Annotated in this window: 14 protein-coding genes; 6 read left to right on the top strand and 8 right to left on the bottom strand. The window is 62.4% G+C overall.

What is annotated here, in order from left to right:
* Positions 1–7: 7 nt before the first annotated feature.
* The 6 genes from AC3CCE_RS29230 to AC3CCE_RS29205 form a co-directional block, all read right to left on the bottom strand.
* Positions 8–2,686, bottom strand: a complete 2,679-nt coding sequence (locus tag AC3CCE_RS29230) for an OmpA family protein (RefSeq protein ID WP_031214979.1) — start codon at positions 2,684–2,686, stop codon at positions 8–10.
* A gap of 7 nt (positions 2,687–2,693) precedes the next feature.
* Entirely contained in the window at positions 2,694–3,359 is a 666-nt protein-coding gene (locus tag AC3CCE_RS29225; protein WP_023670314.1) for a hypothetical protein, read from the bottom strand.
* Between the two features lie 197 nt (positions 3,360–3,556).
* The gene (locus tag AC3CCE_RS29220) at positions 3,557–3,958 is read right to left on the bottom strand and encodes a GFA family protein (RefSeq protein ID WP_023715108.1); all 402 of its coding nucleotides are present in this window, start codon (positions 3,956–3,958) and stop codon (positions 3,557–3,559) included.
* A gap of 21 nt (positions 3,959–3,979) precedes the next feature.
* The gene (locus AC3CCE_RS29215) at positions 3,980–5,038 is read right to left on the bottom strand and encodes a Gfo/Idh/MocA family protein (RefSeq protein WP_023684783.1); all 1,059 of its coding nucleotides are present in this window, start codon (positions 5,036–5,038) and stop codon (positions 3,980–3,982) included.
* A 103-nt stretch (positions 5,039–5,141) separates the two neighbouring features.
* Positions 5,142–5,927: a ThuA domain-containing protein gene (locus AC3CCE_RS29210; protein ID WP_352626504.1), complete on the bottom strand. Its 786-nt coding sequence runs from the start codon at positions 5,925–5,927 to the stop codon at positions 5,142–5,144.
* Positions 5,928–6,107: 180 nt separating this feature from the next.
* Positions 6,108–7,670: a DUF2778 domain-containing protein gene (locus AC3CCE_RS29205; RefSeq protein ID WP_488377234.1), complete on the bottom strand. Its 1,563-nt coding sequence runs from the start codon at positions 7,668–7,670 to the stop codon at positions 6,108–6,110.
* A 482-nt stretch (positions 7,671–8,152) separates the two neighbouring features.
* On the opposite strand from AC3CCE_RS29205, the gene AC3CCE_RS29200 reads away from it, so the two are divergent.
* The 3 genes from AC3CCE_RS29200 (at position 8,153) to AC3CCE_RS29190 (ending at position 9,654) form a co-directional block, all read left to right on the top strand.
* A complete protein-coding gene (locus AC3CCE_RS29200; RefSeq protein WP_352626500.1) occupies positions 8,153–8,704 on the top strand; it encodes a cytochrome c in 552 nt (183 codons plus the stop codon).
* A gap of 129 nt (positions 8,705–8,833) precedes the next feature.
* Complete coding sequence (locus AC3CCE_RS29195; protein ID WP_352626498.1) at positions 8,834–9,256, top strand: hypothetical protein; 423 nt, start codon at positions 8,834–8,836, stop codon at positions 9,254–9,256.
* 212 nt (positions 9,257–9,468) lie between these two features.
* A complete protein-coding gene (locus AC3CCE_RS29190) occupies positions 9,469–9,654 on the top strand; it encodes an FCD domain-containing protein (RefSeq protein ID WP_352626496.1) in 186 nt (61 codons plus the stop codon).
* Positions 9,655–9,977: 323 nt separating this feature from the next.
* Here the strand turns inward: AC3CCE_RS29190 and AC3CCE_RS29185 are convergent, their stop codons facing one another.
* Positions 9,978–10,910 (bottom strand): dimethylarginine dimethylaminohydrolase family protein, encoded by a 933-nt coding sequence (locus AC3CCE_RS29185; protein ID WP_352626494.1) that lies wholly within the window; start codon positions 10,908–10,910, stop codon positions 9,978–9,980.
* Complete coding sequence (locus AC3CCE_RS29180) at positions 10,907–12,532, bottom strand: zinc-binding metallopeptidase family protein (RefSeq protein WP_352626492.1); 1,626 nt, start codon at positions 12,530–12,532, stop codon at positions 10,907–10,909. The genes AC3CCE_RS29185 and AC3CCE_RS29180 overlap by 4 nt, the downstream gene beginning before the upstream one ends.
* Positions 12,533–12,615: 83 nt before the next feature.
* On the opposite strand from AC3CCE_RS29180, the gene AC3CCE_RS29175 reads away from it, so the two are divergent.
* From AC3CCE_RS29175 to AC3CCE_RS29165, 3 genes are all read left to right on the top strand, one after another.
* Positions 12,616–13,512: a LysR substrate-binding domain-containing protein gene (locus tag AC3CCE_RS29175; protein ID WP_023684774.1), complete on the top strand. Its 897-nt coding sequence runs from the start codon at positions 12,616–12,618 to the stop codon at positions 13,510–13,512.
* Between the two features lie 103 nt (positions 13,513–13,615).
* Positions 13,616–14,707 carry an ABC transporter ATP-binding protein gene (locus AC3CCE_RS29170; RefSeq protein WP_352626490.1) on the top strand — a complete coding sequence of 364 codons (1,092 nt, stop codon included), beginning with the start codon at positions 13,616–13,618 and terminating at the stop codon, positions 14,705–14,707.
* Positions 14,708–14,790: 83 nt separating this feature from the next.
* Positions 14,791–15,906: an ABC transporter substrate-binding protein gene (locus AC3CCE_RS29165; protein ID WP_352626488.1), complete on the top strand. Its 1,116-nt coding sequence runs from the start codon at positions 14,791–14,793 to the stop codon at positions 15,904–15,906.
* Positions 15,907–15,924: the final 18 nt, after the last annotated feature.

Below are 15,924 nucleotides of genomic sequence, written 5' to 3'. Positions count from 1 at the left end.
GGCTCCGCTAGTCCAGGTTTACCGTAATCGAAACCCGGCGATTGGTGGAGCTACCGGTTAGACTGTTTTCAGGTACAGCCGGCTCAAAAGTGCCCGCGCCCCGAACCAGCAGCAGTTCGGGAGCAACGCCGCGCTTGTTGAGAAGCGCACGAACTGTCTCGGCGCGGGCGGCGCTGATCGACGCGTTGGCCGTCTCACGGCCCGTGGTGTCCGAATGCCCGGTCAACATGAACCGCGCCGTTACGCCGGAATTGCGGGCACTCTGGGCGAATTCCTTTATTTGATCCGCCAACCTGTCGAGAACCGGCGTCTGCTCCGGTCCCGGCACAACCTTGCCGGAAGAGAAGAAAATATCGGTCGTCTGGATCGCCTGCCGCAAATGATTAAGTTCTGCAAGGTTCAGCTCACGCAGCTGCGAGACATCCAGAACCACTCCGTCCGCCGAAAGTTGTTCAGCGGCGGCCCGCGCGCGGTTGATCCAGCCGGCAGGAGCCTCACCCACGGCCACGATGCGACCCTGGATGATCGAGAGCTGAACGGTTTTCGGCGGGGACAGCGCCGCCGTCAGCCGCTTCACCACAAACTTCGGATCAAGGCTCTGATAGAATTGCCACTGTGCATGAACGCGGGCAGGATCAACGTCCGTTCCGGAGAGCAGGGCTTGCGGGTCGGCGGCAAGCGGGTCTCTCAAGCCGGAAATGTAGAAATGTCCGCCCCTCGCGCTTTGTTGGGCGACGATGATTCCCGATTGGGCCTCAAGTCGCGACACATAATACTGCCAGTGCTCCGCCGCGCGTGCTTCGGGGCTCACGTCACGAACCTTGGAGATGTCGAATTCGGGTCCGCCTGCCGAAAGCTGCCGGGCCGCTGCGCGCGCGCGATCGATCCAGGTGTCGGGAGCCTCACCCTCGGCAACGATGCGATCATCGACGATCGAAAGTCGTACTGTATCCGGCGGATACAGTGACGCCGTCAGCCGCTTCAGCACGAACTCCGGCTCAAGGCTCTGATAGAACTGCCACTGCGCATGAACCCGGGCGGGATCGACCTCTGTTCCCGACAACAGCGACTGCGGATCGGCGCCAAGCGGGTCTCGCAGGCCGGCGATATAGAATTGGCCGTCGCTTATCTTTTGGTCTGCAACGATGATGCCCGGCTGGGTCTCCAGTCGCGACACATAGGCGTGCCAGCGCTCCGCCTCGCGCACTTGGGGACTTACGTCACGAACCCCCGAGATATCGAAGACCGGCCCGCCTGCCGAAAGCTGCTGGGCCGCCGCGCGCGCCCGGCTGATCCAGGTGTCGGGAGCCTCACCCTCGGCGACGATGCGGCCATCGACAATCGAAAGTCGCACTGAATCCGGCGGAGCCAGCGACGCCGTCAGCCGCTTCAGCACGAACTCCGGCTCAAGGCTCTGATAGAATTGCCATTGCGAATGAACCCCGGCCGGATCGACTCCCGTGCCTGACAACAGCGACTGCGGGTCGACGGCAAGCGGGTCCCTCAGGCCGGCAATATAGAACTGGCCATCGCGTACCTGCTGTTCGGCAACGATGATGCCCGGCTGGGCCTCCACTCGCGACACGTAAGCCTGCCAGCGCGACACGTAAGCCTGCCAGCGCTGCGCTGACTGCCAGGAAAGAAAGTACCAACCGCCTGCCAGACTCAAAAGCAGCAGGGCAACGGCCGCCACCAGCCACGGAAATCCGTCGTTTGATTCCTCCTGCTTCAGCTCGACGCAGGTCTGCAACTGCGCCTCTACGGAGGCCAGCTGCGAACCGTCGCCGTCGAACTGCTCTAAAGCCTCTGAGGATTGCTCATGGATGCGAAGCAACACATCGCGAACGATTTCATGCAATTCCTCCGGCGGATTTCCCCGGATCACCGAAACCAGTGTCGCAAACGGTCCAACTTCCGACCAGAGACGAAGCTCGCCGAAACGGATTGTGTCCAGGCCGCTCTGCTCTTTCTCGTTAAATGAGTCTTTTACAAAATCCTGAATCGCACTGAGCATCGAAGAAATGAGCTGAGGATCTTCGCTCGTCGCATTGTCGGCAGTTACATGCGCTATCAAAAGGCCGGAATTCCGATGAATGAGAAAGGCATGTTCCACACGGTAGACAAGGGAATGCTTCAGAACAACTGCCGAGAAGCTTGCCCCTGTTCTCCAGGCTTCAAGTCTCCACTTGAGCCCGTGCCAGGTGAATATGTGCCTTAGAGTTTCATTCAGCGACTGAAAGGTCTGGTCGATCTTTTCGCCGATCGACTTGCGAATTGCCGGCAGAAACACCGGGTACAATATGTCCGTCAGCGTGCGCGGGCTCTTCTGGATCGATCGTTGCACAGCCCGTTCGACAGCTGGCGCAAGCGCCTCGCCGAGTTGCGCGTAAGGCGCTCGTCCGGCAGCACTGGGAAGAACGTCGCCCACGGCCGCCGCAAGCTGCTCGGGTTCGTCGAGCAGATGCGTGACGCGTGAAAGCTCGGAGATTTCGCGGCTGACCAGCAACTGCCGCAGCGTTTCCATGCGCGGATCGGCGGTTGGAACCGCCTCGAACTGCGCACGGTAGTCCGGATCAACGTTCCGGGCAATTTCGATCAAAAGACGAGCCAGAGCCTCGCGATCAATCTCTGTATCGTTCGAGGCTGTTCTTTGCGGAAGGTTGAATGGGTCGACGGTGGACGTCAAGGTCCCATCAACTCACTTTCCAGCTGCGGTCCGAGTTGCTCTTGCTCCCGACGGGATCCTGATTGAGACATTTTGCAACCTCGACAAACAGGCCAGCCAAAAGATTTCGGTCGGTCTTGACGTTGCTGAGGTCGGCAAACATCTTCTCGATCAGCATCTGAACGCCTTCATTCTTCTGCTTGATTTCCTCACGCAGCAAATGATCGTTTCGATTTATCCGGTCCGAAACGTCGCGCTCGAGCGCGCTCAACTGATCCGACAACGTGCGCACCTGCTTTTCAAGAGCCTGGTTTTGCTCGCGAAGATTCCGGTCGATCTCCTTGTCGGCATCGGCTCGTGAATCTTTTTCGCTCCGCAATTGCCCTGCAAGCGAATCGATCTGCTTCTTTGCATTCGACTCGTACATTTCGAGATTGCGCTTGGCCTCGGACTCGACATCCTTGAAGCGCTGCAACACCCGTTCTTCAAGCTTGGAAAAACGGCGGTCATAGTCCTGCATCTGGTTGCCGAAGAGCAGGTCACGGATCTTGTCGACACCGACGGCGTCGCCGGCGGTTCCGTTTTCGCGGGCCTGAACTCCCATGAAGTTCAGCCCGTTTCCTTCTGTGTTACCTATCAGATTTACGTCCGCCTTCTTTTCTGAAGAAGCGGAATTCGAAGATTCCTTAGCCATCCATATACCCCCATTGAACACATGCCGTCAGGTAAGCATGTCAGCAATCGGGCCGCAAGCCGGATTCGTCTTGACTTATGCCTATTCATGGGGCAGCCGAGCGCGGTGGCTAAGGGCTCGGCAATGGCAATCAGGGGGCGATGCCCTCTCAAAGGCGCGGAGCGTGCGGACGGTTCCGGGTATCCAAAAAGCGGCCTTCAGTCGAACGTCGCCAGCGGCTCGGCGTTGATCTCGACCCACTCACAGCGACGGCTTTCGTGGTAAAAAGACTGGAAGGGCGGCGGGAACGACGGGTCGGCGAAGGCGCCGACGGGAATGGCGATCACACCGGGCTGCGTGTCGATGCGATAGTGGACGGCGGCGCCGCACTCCGGACAGAAATTGTAGATGACGCGGCCGCCCTCGTCGCCGGCGCGCGTGAACTGCTTCGCCCGCCCCTCGATCGATACATCAGCTTGCGCAAACCGGACATTGTAGCTGAAGGCGCTGCCGGTGCGGCGCTTGCAGTCGAGGCAATGGCAGACCGAGATGCGCACCGGCTCGCCCGAACAGACGGCTGAAAGCTGGCCGCAGAGACATTGCGCGCGGCGCGTGACCATTGTTTCTTCCTCCCCTTCACATCACTGCGTATCGGCGCTGGCCCTCAGTTCCGTCCGCTTCTGTTCCGAAACCATGGCTAGATCCAGCACCTTCTGCAGTTCGGCGGCATGGTGGAATGAAGGCTCGGCCTGCACGCCGCTGCGAACCGCATCGACGAAGCGCTGGTAATTGGTCGGCACCGTGCCGGCGTCGAGCACCTGCCATTTGGCGTTCTCGATATCCTCGCCGACACACGCCTTCAGTTCCGAACCCTCGAGATTGTGCACGACTTCGATGCCGCCCTTGTCGCCATAGATGCGCAGGCGCAATTCGTTGATGTGGCCGGTCGCCCAGCGGCTGGCGTGAACGACGCCAAAGGCGCCGTTGGAGAAATCCAGCGTCATGGCGAAGCTGTCATTGGCGTCGAGGTCGTATTCGCCGATACGGTTGCCTGGCGCCTTGTCGAAGGTGCGCAGCCGGCAAAACACGTGGTCGACGTCGAGTGCGGCGCCATAGCTGGCGAAATCGAGGATGTGGATGCCGACATCGCCGAGCACGCCGTTGGAGCCGTGGTCGCGCGACAGCCGCCACAGCCATTTCGGGTCGGTGCGCCAGTCGCCCCAGAATTTCGAGACCAGCCAGCTCTGTAGATAGGAGGACTCGACGTGGCGGACGGTGCCGATCTCGCCGGCCAGCACCATCTGCCGCGCCTTCTGCAAGGCAGCGACATTGCGATAGGTGAGATTGACCATGTTGACGATGCCGGCGGCCTCAGCCGCTTTGGCCATCTCGCTTGCCTTGCCGAAGTCTTCGGCCAGCGGCTTTTCGCACAGCACCGGCTTGCCGGCCGCGATCAGCGCCATGGTGGTCGGGTGGTGAATGCGGTCGGGCGTGACGTTGGCGACCGCATCGAACTCGCCCCACGCCAGCGCGTCTTCCAGCGATGTGAATCGCTTCGGTATCTTGAACCCGTCGGCAAATTCGCCAACGCGCTTTTCATCGACGTCGACAGCACCGACGATCTCGACGCCGTCGATACCGCCGAAGCGGCGGGCATGCTCCTGCGCCATCCAGCCGGTACCCAGTATCAAAAGCCGCATTCTCTGCACTCCGAGCGAATTGGTTCGATTCAATCATATGGCGCAGATACGGTCTAGGAAACCCATGCGGAAAGCCGCTGCGCCTTTTTTCCTGGACTTTGCTTTAGCGGTAGCCGGCCTCGCCCGAAACGTGCAGCTTGCCGCCGCGCTCGACGATCGGCTCCAGCGCCTTTTCGACCGGCACGTTCGGCGCCTCAAGGATCGCCGACTTGGTGCCCTGCGGATTGTGCGCCCACTTAACCGCATTGCGCAGCACCTTGTGCACATTGGCGTCGTGATAGGTCGGATAGGTCTCGTGGCCCGGGCGGAAGTAGAAGACATTGCCGGCGCCGCGGCGATAGGTCAGCCCAGAACGGAACACCTCGCCGCCCTGGAACCAGGAGATGAAGACGGTCTCCAGCGGTTCGGGCACGGCGAACTGCTCGCCATACATTTCTTCATTCTCGAGCTCGAAATATTCGCCGACGCCTTCGGCGATCGGATGGCTGGGACTGGTCGCCCAGAGCCGCTCGCGCTCACCCGCCTCGCGCCATTTCAGCGTGCAGGGCGTGCCCATCAGCCGCTTGAAGATTTTCGAGAAATGGCCGGAATGGAGAACGATCAGCCCCATGCCTTCAAAGACCCGGCGGGCGACGCGCTCGACGATCTCGTCGGCGACGGCGCCATGGTCCTTGTGGCCCCACCAGACCAGCACGTCGGTCTCGGCCAAGCGCGCCTCGGGCAGGCCATGCTCGGGCTGTTCGAGCGTGGCGGTCGAGGCGGAGATCGCCTCGTCGGCATTCAGCGCCTTGGCGATGGTCGTGTGCATGCCCTGGGGATAGAGGGCTGCGACCACCTCATTGGTCCGCTCATGGATGTTCTCGCCCCAAACGACAGCGCGTATTATCATGATGTCCTCGTGGTGAAGCCGACCCGCAGGGGTCAGTCATAATCTGCCTGGGGGTCAAAAGGGAATAGGCAGTGGGGAATAGGCAATAGGGGCAGAAAAACAAGGAACAGGCGATGGACGCTCCTGGGCCCTACTGCCTATTGCCTATTGCCTACTGCCTACTGCCTACTGCCTACTGCCTTACGCTCCCCGGCCTTCCTGAGCGACCCGCGTCAGCGGCTTGGTCAGGCGCGGCACGACGACGAGGCGCTTGATCTTGCCCTTCTTGTAGGCGGCAAGGAAGCGGGCATAGTCCTTGAAGACGACGCAGCCATTGGACTCCGCACGGCCTCCGCGCAGCATGTAGGTGTGGGCAAGCAGGCCGTCGCGGCCGTATTTGTTGCCGCCGCTGACGGGAGTGAGACGGAGCGCCTCGACGCCATGGAAGCGGGATTCGCGCAGCCGCAGATCATAGGTGTTGGGCGGCGTCGGGCCGACATTCTTCTTGTGCACGAAGCGCGGCTGGTCGACCATCGAACCCAGCCCCGAATGGGCCTCCAGCCGCGAGCCGTCCGGCATATAGACGGTCTTGGCCGAGATATCGTAGACGGCGACGCCGCCGCCCATTCCGGGCGTGGCGAACAGATCCTTGAAGGCGCGACCGACACCGCCCGCCGGGACGTCCGGCTTGGCATAGGCCAGCATCTCGCCGGCCTGTGTCTTCGACCGTTTGCCAGGCTTGATCCGGCTTGATTGGATGCTCTGGCTGTCTGGCACGCCAGGCAGTGCGGCGACCTCCGAAGTACTGCGGGGCGAGCGCGGCGACGAATTGCCCGGCGACTGGGGTGCGGGGCTCTCGGCCGTCCTGTCGGTCTGTGGCTTGGCTGCCCTGGGCTTGCTGGCTTGCCGAGCCTCGGCAGGCTGAGCGGTTTCGGCGCGTGGACGCCAACCGGGCAACGCAATGTTGTCGGGCAGATCGTCCTGCGGCGGCAGCGAAGCGACCTGAACCTCGGCCTGCTCAGGATCCTGCCCTCCGGCGATTGCTTCAACGGCCGGCGGCGGGGCCAGCATGTCAGCGTCTTCCGGCAAGCTGTTGGCCAGCGCCAGCGCCAGGCGCGATGAGCGTTCGATCTCAGCCACTTCCGGCCCAAAGCGTTCCGAGGCCGGGCCATGCTGATCGGGCAGCCGGACTTCGGCGAAACGGGCAGCGACCGGAAGGCTGGCAAGCATGAAGGGCGCATTCGAGGCCTTGGCGAAGGCGGCAGCCAGCTTTTGCGGCGACAGCTCTGCCTTGGCCACCACGCCGTCGAAGCGCATGCCGCGCGAAGTGGCGAGAGCGACGCTGGTGTTTGGCGCAATGTTTGAGGCGACACTGCTCGGGGCCACAGCGTGCGTGGCCGGCTTCAGCCGCGCCATCTTGCCGTCATGCGCGAAGTTCGCGGCGGCATGCGCGCAGCCGGCGTCGCATTGGCTGAGCAGCGAGGCCTGTGATTTTTGCGCCGAAAGCCGCGGCGCCCACGAATTGGCGAGGCTGCGGCGCGAATCGGCAAGTGCTGCGTTCGGCAGAAGCAGACTGTGCGGAAGGCTGTTGGAGGCTGCGGTGAGCGAGGTACCGAGCGAATAGAGGCCGGCCATGGTTGCCACCGACCACAGCGCCAAGGCCGCGCCGACAACCGGCACCACCACCCAGCGCTGGCCGGATCTCTTCGAAGTCAAACCCCGTTCAGGAGTATCGCCCCGGTCTTTCAAACGCAAAAACGCCATACAACCACTCTCAATCGGCATGCAGGCTTGCGACCCTCGCATCCGTGACATCCACAGTTCGCTGGTGCCCCCTGCACCTTTCGCGTCTGTTGCCGATTGAATCAAAAGATGGACAAAGTTGGTTAACCAATCCCTCCATCAGCCACCGATTATGCGGCGCCTGATACGAAAAAAAGAGCACTCCATGGTCTGCGCCACGGTAGAATGCTCTCCCTCACCCCCGCCTTGCTGCCCGTTTTTGCGATCCAAGTCAAGGAAACGCTGCGTCAGCCTGCTGCAAGCCTGTGCTGATTGCCCGCTGATCGGCCTTCTCAATCAGTTGACCTTCCGGTGGCTGGAAGGTCTATCTGCTCAGAGACGGAGACCTCCGGCGACGGAAATTTACCGATGAGAACCGGCATCACCACCGAAGAATCCGACTGCAGGTCGAACCCCTGCTGCGGCTGGCTGAGCACGGATGGATGGGGCAAGGACATGGCGCCGTGAGATGGACTGTGAAAGCGGCGCTGCTGTGGCTGGTCTGTGCCCTTACGATGGGCGCCTCCGTCGGCAGCGGACCGATCGTCACGGCCCGCCAGGCGTCGATGAAGGAGATGGCGGCGGCTGCGAAAACCATTGCCGACATGTTCGACCGCAGGCAAGCCTATGACGCGGCAGCCTTCAAGGCGGCAGCGGACACGCTGCGCGCGCGCACCGGCCCTGCCCTGATTGCCGAATTTCCGAGCGGCTCGCTTGGACCGCCTTCGCAGGCCAGGCTGGAGATCGATCAGTCACGGGCGGAATTCGAGGCCCTGGCAAATCATATCGGAACGCTGGCCGACGCTCTGGCCGCCAAGGCCGAAAGCGCGCCGGCCGTCATCACCGATGACATGCGCATGGGCACCGGCCTGGCGATGGGCGGCGGCAGCCTGCTCGGCAAGCGCTCGATTCCAGAGGAAGCCGATCCGACCAAACTGCCGGCGGAGCATATCCTGCATCTCATCCTGCAGGATTGCTCGACCTGTCATTCGAAATTCCGGCAAAAGGTACAGTGAAGCGACATTATCCGGCGGAGCATTTCTTGCTGGCCTGCGCCACAGTCACTTTGCATACAAGTAAATTCGTTTGTGCTAATATATCGAGGATCGTGCATATCCATGCATGACGAGCATCGGGAGGATGCAATGAAAACCATGAATCGCAGGTCTGCAATTGCCCTCGGTCTGACGACCGCCGCGATAGCGCCTTTGTTCACCTTGGCGGCATCGGCAAAAATCAAGAAATACGGCCCGAAAGAGGGCAAGGAGATTGCGCCCGGTGTCAGGGTGGTGGAGGTCGGCACCGGCAATGCAGACATTCCCGCCTACAAGAGCATCGCAATTATCGACGTTGTGTTTCAGCCCGGAGCACATGCTCCTCAAACCCTGATGGACAACGACATGGTGTGCACCATTACCTCAGGTGCATTCACGATCAAGAAAGCGGACAAGGAATTCAAGCTCAAGACGGGTGATATGTACACCTGCTCCAAGGGCAAGACCGATGAAGCGACGAATACAAGCAAGGAGGTCGGCGTGCATCGCATCGCCGTATTGATACCCGCATAGCAGATGGAACTCCGGCCGGACCACGCCGTCGCGAGTCCGGCCGGCCAGACGAGGCGATCTCGTTCCGTCGTCAGCGCGGCCATCTCACGCCAGCCACTCCCTGATCGCCGGGCGGGCGGGAACGGCGCGCATGTGGTCTTCGCGCTATGGCTTTGTTTGGGCATGATCTTTTGGGGAAGCTGGCTTGGTTTCAAAATCAACGGCTAGGTCGAATGGCTGATCAATCAGCGCATCCACGTGGCCAATACGGAGATCGAAACCGCACGAGTTTTGCCGGCCACCAGGCGGTGTTCGAGGCGATCGAGCGCCGCGACCCGGAAGCGGCCGGCCAAGCGATGCGGGCGCATCTGGAAAACGCCCGGAGCAAGTTCAATTCAGGGTCGGGAAGACTGGGCTAGCCAGTTGACGCGGCAGCGCTCTGGCGCAAAGCAAAAAGCCCGCCGTTCAAAGCCGGCGGGCTCCCTTCAATCATACAGCGCGATCCGGTCGTCGATAACCAGGACGACCGAATTTCGGCCTCAGCGGCTGGTTGCGCTCAGGGGGCGGGCTTCGACGGGTTTGAAGCGACCAGCGATCCGAGTTTGCCGGCTTTGGCCAGACTCGGCTTTTCGTAAGTTTTCTTCACAGAATCCCTCCTCTAACGGCATCAATTTCCTCTGCCGGGCCTGTTTTGTCAAATCTGGCAGCAGTCCGTCACAGGTCCCGGCGGCAATTCGTGCCCTTACGCCGGCTCGCGCTTGAGCGCCTGCGCCATGCAGTGAATGCCGCCGCCGGTCTTGGAAATCTCGCTCATGTCGACGGCAGCAACCTCGAAGCCGCGTGCCTTGAGCTGGCCGATCAGCGACTGGCTCGACGTCGGCGCGATCACCCTGTCCTTGCCAAGCGACATGAAGTTGCAGCCGAGCGCCATCGTGTCCTGGAACGGCACGTCGATGATCTCGTGGCCCTTGCCCTTCAGCCAGTCGACGATGCCGGGCTCGGTGCAGGCGAGACACACCGCGGTGAGTTTTTCGGCGATCGGCACCACCATCAGGTCGATATGGACGTAATATTCGTCGATGAAGGCGAGGCGCGTTTCCCAGCCTTCCTTTTCGAACCAGTCCTGCACCTGGCGGGCGCCCTCTTCCTGCGTGCGGGCGCTGCCGCAGCCGATCAGCACCACGCCCTCCTCGATGACGTTGAAGTCGCCGCCTTCGAAGGTGCCAGCCGTGACCATGTCGTAGATCGGGATGCCGAGCTTTTCATAGGTGCGGATGGCGGCATAGTTCTCGCCGCGCCGCCACCAATTGGCCATGGCGGTGATGAAGGCGCCGTAGGGCGTCATGACGCTGGAGTCTCTGGAATAGACCTGCATCGGCAGTTCCGGCGTCGGCTCGTGCCAGTGGATGTTGACGCCGAAATGCTCATAGGCGGCGACGAGGTCCTTGTGCTGCGCCTGGGCGATCTGAACGTTGCAGGGCGCTTCGCGCAAATGCTTGCGCGAGAGCGAGCTGGTCGAGAGGTGGCGCAGGAAGTTTGGCGAGCCGAGCAACACGTCTGTCAGCACGTCGGTCTCGTTGGCAAAGCCCCATGATGTCAGCGGCTTGGTGCCGCCGGCGGGGTTGCGGCGCTGCAGCGAAAACGGCTCGGCGACGATGCGATCATGGACGGTCATAAGGTTCTCCTCGATTTGACTATGCAGCTTTGATTGGATTGGCTGCTCGGAATCCACCAATCGCGTCCGCGCGCGGTGGTGACATATTCCGGCCAGCGGAAATTGATCGGCGGGTCATAGTCGCAAAGCGGCGCGATCCAGTTGGAGCCACCAATGCCGCCGCCGGTGCGGGTGACGAATTCGTCCATGGCCGCATCGCGCGCGGCCTTGTCCTCGAGCAGGCGGAGGGCTGCAAGCGCAATCGTCTTGGCGGCGCAGATGACCATCGGGTCGATGGTGGCCGAGATACCGCCCAGCGCGTTCATCGCCCAGGATGGATAGGCATGGCCATTCGCGGAGCGCAGCGCCGGGCGGGCGACATAGAAGCGTGCGGTCGGCGTGTGCCACGACATGTCGGTGTAGTCGTCGGAGGTCGAGTTGATCTGCGACGGAGGCAAATCGCGGCGCAGGATTGCCTCGGCCTCTTGCGGCGCAACCAGCCGCTCCATCTCGTCGATGAAAGGGTTGTCGGTCGCGGTGCCGCCGGCATTGACCTGGACCTCGCGACCGATCGCTTTCGCCGCCTCGTCCCAGCTCGGAGCGCCAACGGTGGACAGCGCCTCATAGGCAATCCCCGCCATGGCGTGATTGGCGAGGCCCGGCCGCGACTTCGACACCCAATGGCGCTCATAGCGACAACCGCTGATCGCCGCGGCCGCGGCCGCATTACGGTCGAGCACCGCGGTGACCTGCTCTGCCATGGCAATGGTCGGCACGCGGATCATGTACTGGATCTCGGCCAGCCCCGCCGGCAGATTGTCGGCGGTCGCCTGCCCGGCGGTGAGGATCGCCTCGCTGATCGACCAGCCGCCCTGGTGAGGCAGCATGGAATCGCGCAGCGCCTTGGAGGTCATGTACATCGCCATCAGCGCGTCATTGGCACCGGGCGCCCGCACCGCCGAATGCGCCTGCGGGATCGGCGCGCCATCGCTTGCGCGAACCCAGTTTTCGGGTTCGTCGCAGACAAAACGGTAGATCATCGCGTAGGCCGCGCCGCAATGCGTGTCCCAGCGCGCCGTGTTGCAGAGCGGCAGCATATAGAAGGGGTGGAAGGAGATCATGCCGGCAAGGCCGTCATAGTAGCCCTTGGCCGCATGGATCGGCTTCGAGCCCCTGACCTTCTCGGCCGGCTCGCCGGTGAAGCGCAACGTCCCCTCGATGCCGTGGCGTTGCATTGCCGCCTTGGTGGCGAGAAGTCCGCCGAGGCCGGCAATGCCAAGCCCGGAATGCGGATCGGTGTGGCCGCCGGCCTCGCTGCCGAGGCCCGGCCGCGATCGCTTCACCGTTGCCGCGTCCTGGCAGTTGCCAGGCACGGCGTCGTATTCGCCGTACATGCCGATGGTCGGCCCCGGGCCATTCGTCCAGTGGGCGCAAAAGGCGGTCGGCATGCCGGCCGACCCTTCCTCGACCGAAAAGCCCTCATGCTTCAGCCGCGCGACATACCAGGCCGCCGACTGGTATTCGCGCCAGGCTGTTTCGCCGAAATCGAAAATGGTGCGCGTCCACGCCGACAGCGACGGCTGGATGCCATCGAGACAGGCAAGCGCGGTGGCTTGCGCCGAGGTCGTCACCGGTTTCTCCATGCGGCCCAAGAAAGCAGTGAAGCGGCATTGCAAAAAGTGATATGTTTTTCCGGTTCATGCAAATTCGGTTCACCTGAGGCCTCTTGCGAATACCTTCCACACAGGCGTTGCGCGCCCTCGACAGTTTTGCCCGTCACGGCAGCGTCTGGCGCGCAGCCGATGAACTGCATTTGACCCGCAGCGCCGTCAGCCATCAGTTGCGGCTGCTCGAACGCGACCTCGGCTTCGACCTGCTGGAGCGCATCGGCAAGGGCGTGGCGCTGACACCGCGCGGCCAGCGCTATGCCGCCGATGTGAGAAAGGCGCTGACGGTGCTCGGCGATGCGGTGACGCGCCAGGCCGGCACGGGCGTCGGCGGCTCGTTCGCCGTTTCCTGCACGCCCGGCTTCGCCTCTCTGTTTTTATGCACGCATATCGGCGAGTTCCGGCAAATGTATCCGGACGTGGCGCTGTCGATCCTGACGCCGCGGCGGCTGGACGATGTCAGCAATCCGGACGCCGATGCGTTCATTGCCTTCGGCGTCGGCAACTGGCCGAACCGCTCGGTGGAGTTGCTGTGCGAAATCTCGTTCACGCCACTTTGCAGCCCGACACTGCTCAACAAGGTCGGCGGCTTTTCAAAACCGGCCGACGTGCTGCGCGCCAATCTCCTGCATCTCGGCGACACCGAGGACTGGGCGCGCTGGCTGGCGCTGTCCAAGGTGGAAAACCCCGACACCGAAGGCGGCATCTTCTTCTCGGACATGAACCTCGTTTTTTCCGCGGCGATCGCCGGCCAGGGCATCGCCATGGGCGACGAGTTGACCAGCCGCCGCGCGCTCAGCGAAGGCCGTCTGGTGCGCCCCTTCGATATCGCGATCCCCTCGCCGCGCTCGTATTTCCTGGTGTCGGAACATGCCAAGGCCAGCCACCCGGTGCTGGAAGCATTCAATGGGTGGTTGAGGTCGAAGCTGTCGGAGAACCGGATCAGCCCGTACTAGCCTCCCATCCGTGAATCAAATTTGCCGATCAGGCGAAAACTATTCGGTTGCGGTGAGCCGGGGCCCTGCCCTACGCTCAAGCCACGACCAAGGAAGAGGCAGGATGCAGCAACCCGGCCGGGCCGCAGAGATCAAGGCAATCGGGATCGGCAAGAGCTTCGGCTCGTTCCGGGCGCTGGACGACCTGACGCTCAATATCGGCCGTGGCGAGTTTTTGACGCTGCTCGGCCCCTCCGGCTCGGGCAAGACCACCTTCCTGATGATCCTGGCAGGCTTCGTGCAACCGACCGCCGGCAAGCTTTTCAGCGACGGTTTCGACATCACCGATCGGCCGGCAGAGCAGCGCGCCGCCGGCATGGTGTTCCAAGGCTATGCGCTGTTTCCGCATATGTCGGTCGAGGCCAACATCGCCTTCCCGCTCAAGGTGCGCAAGAAATCGGCCTCCGAGATCAAACGCCGCGTCGCCGAGATGATCGAGCGCGTCGGGCTGAAGGGCCATGAGACGAAACTGCCGGCGCAGCTTTCCGGCGGCCAGCAGCAGCGCGTGGCACTGGCGCGCGCGCTGGTGTTCGAACCCGGCGTGCTGCTCCTCGACGAACCCTTCTCGGCACTGGACAAGGGCCTGCGCGGCCAGATGCAGGCCGAAATGAAGCGGCTGCATCAGGAGACCGGCACCACCTTCGTCTTCGTCACCCACGACCAGAGCGAGGCGCTGGCGCTGTCGTCGCGCGTCGCCATCTTCAACCATGGCAAATTGCTGCAGGTCGGAGCGCCGGACGAGGTGTATGACCGGCCGGCCAACCGCTTCGTCGCCGAGTTCCTGGGCGAGATCAACATGCTGCCGTTGAAGGGGGTCAAGCCCGCCGACAATGGCTCGACGGGCCTCTGCGAGGACCGCGCGGTCAACATGCTCTGCAAGGCCGAGAAAGTCCGTGGCGATGCGATCCTGGCGATCCGGCCCGAGCATATGTCGATCGCGCGCGAAGCCGCCGCCGGCGAGAATGGCATCGCCGCCACCGCCATCGGCTCGACCTATCTGGGTGCGGCGACCAAACTCGATCTGACGACGCGCCAGGGCGCCAAGGTGACCGTCTCGGTGCCGAACGAGGTCGCGGCGGCGGCGCTGAGCAAAGGCAATTCCGTCTGGCTGACCTGGCCGGCGGAAAAGGGTTTCCTCCTTCCGGACGGAGGATGACGACGAGAACGGCGAAGTCTTCCAGCAAAGAATCTGGAGCGCGCCATAACCACCGGAACCAACAACGAAAAAGGGGAACTAAAATGACAAACCAAAGCAAAAAACAAGCCATGGACGGGCTATCCGCCCGGGCTGTGCGCGGCGAGATTTCGCGCCGGCAATTCACCCAGCTTGCAGCCCTCGTGCTGGCCGGCACACCGATGCTGCTGCGCTCGACCGGTGCCTTTGCGCAGGCCAAGGAGCTGGTGCTGGTCAACTGGGGTGGCGATGCCCTTACCGCTTATGACGCCGCCTACGGCCAGGCCTTCACCAAGGAAACCGGCATCACCGTCAAGATGGACGGCTCGGGCCCGACCGAAGGCGCGATTGCCGCACAGTTCAAGAGCGGCGCGCCGACCTGGGATCTGGTCGACGTCGACCCGTTCTCGGCAATCACGCTCGGCGCCCAGGGTGCGCTCGAGCCGATCGACTACGCCATCGTCGACAAGAAGAAGATGCGCGAGGGGTTCGGCTGGGAATACGCGGCGTCGACCTATTTCTTCTCCTATGTGATCGCCTATGATTCCGAGAAATACGGCAAGGACGCCCCGACCGGCATGGCCGACTTCTTCGACGTGAAGAAGTTTCCTGGCAAGCGCTCGCTCTACAAATGGGGCGTGTCGAGCTGGGAAGCAGCGCTGCTCGCCGACGGCATCGCGCCGGCATCGCTCTACCCGCTCGACCTGAAGCGCGCGCATGACAAGATCGCCGCCTTCAAGGAAAACGTCGTGGCCTATTGGGGCGGCGGCGCCGAAAGCCAGAGCGTGCTGCTCAACGGCGAAGCCTCGATGGCGATCGTGTGGTCGACCCGCGCCTCGCTGATCGAGCAGGATTCCGGCGGCAAGATCAAGTTCATCTGGGATCAGGGCCTGATTTCGCCCGGCGCGCTGGCCGTGCTCAAGGGCAACCCCGGCGGCAAGGACGCAGCGATGAAGTTCATCGCCAGCGCCCAGGATCCGGAGAAGCAACTGGTGATGTTCGACAAGCTTGGACAAGGTCCGGCCAATCCGGCCGCCGATGCGCTGATCCCCGCCGACAAGAAGCGCATCAACCCGGTCGATCCCGAAAACATGAAGAAGCAGATCGCGCTCGACATGGATTGGTACGCCAAGAATTACGGGGCAGCACTCGACGAATACACCAAGATCATCTCGGCCTGACCAGGCCGGGCACGAGCT

This window comes from Mesorhizobium sp. P160187 (genome assembly GCF_057766425.1).
Note: the sequence above shows the minus strand (reverse complement) of the source record. Positions and strands in the feature narration are given on the sequence as shown.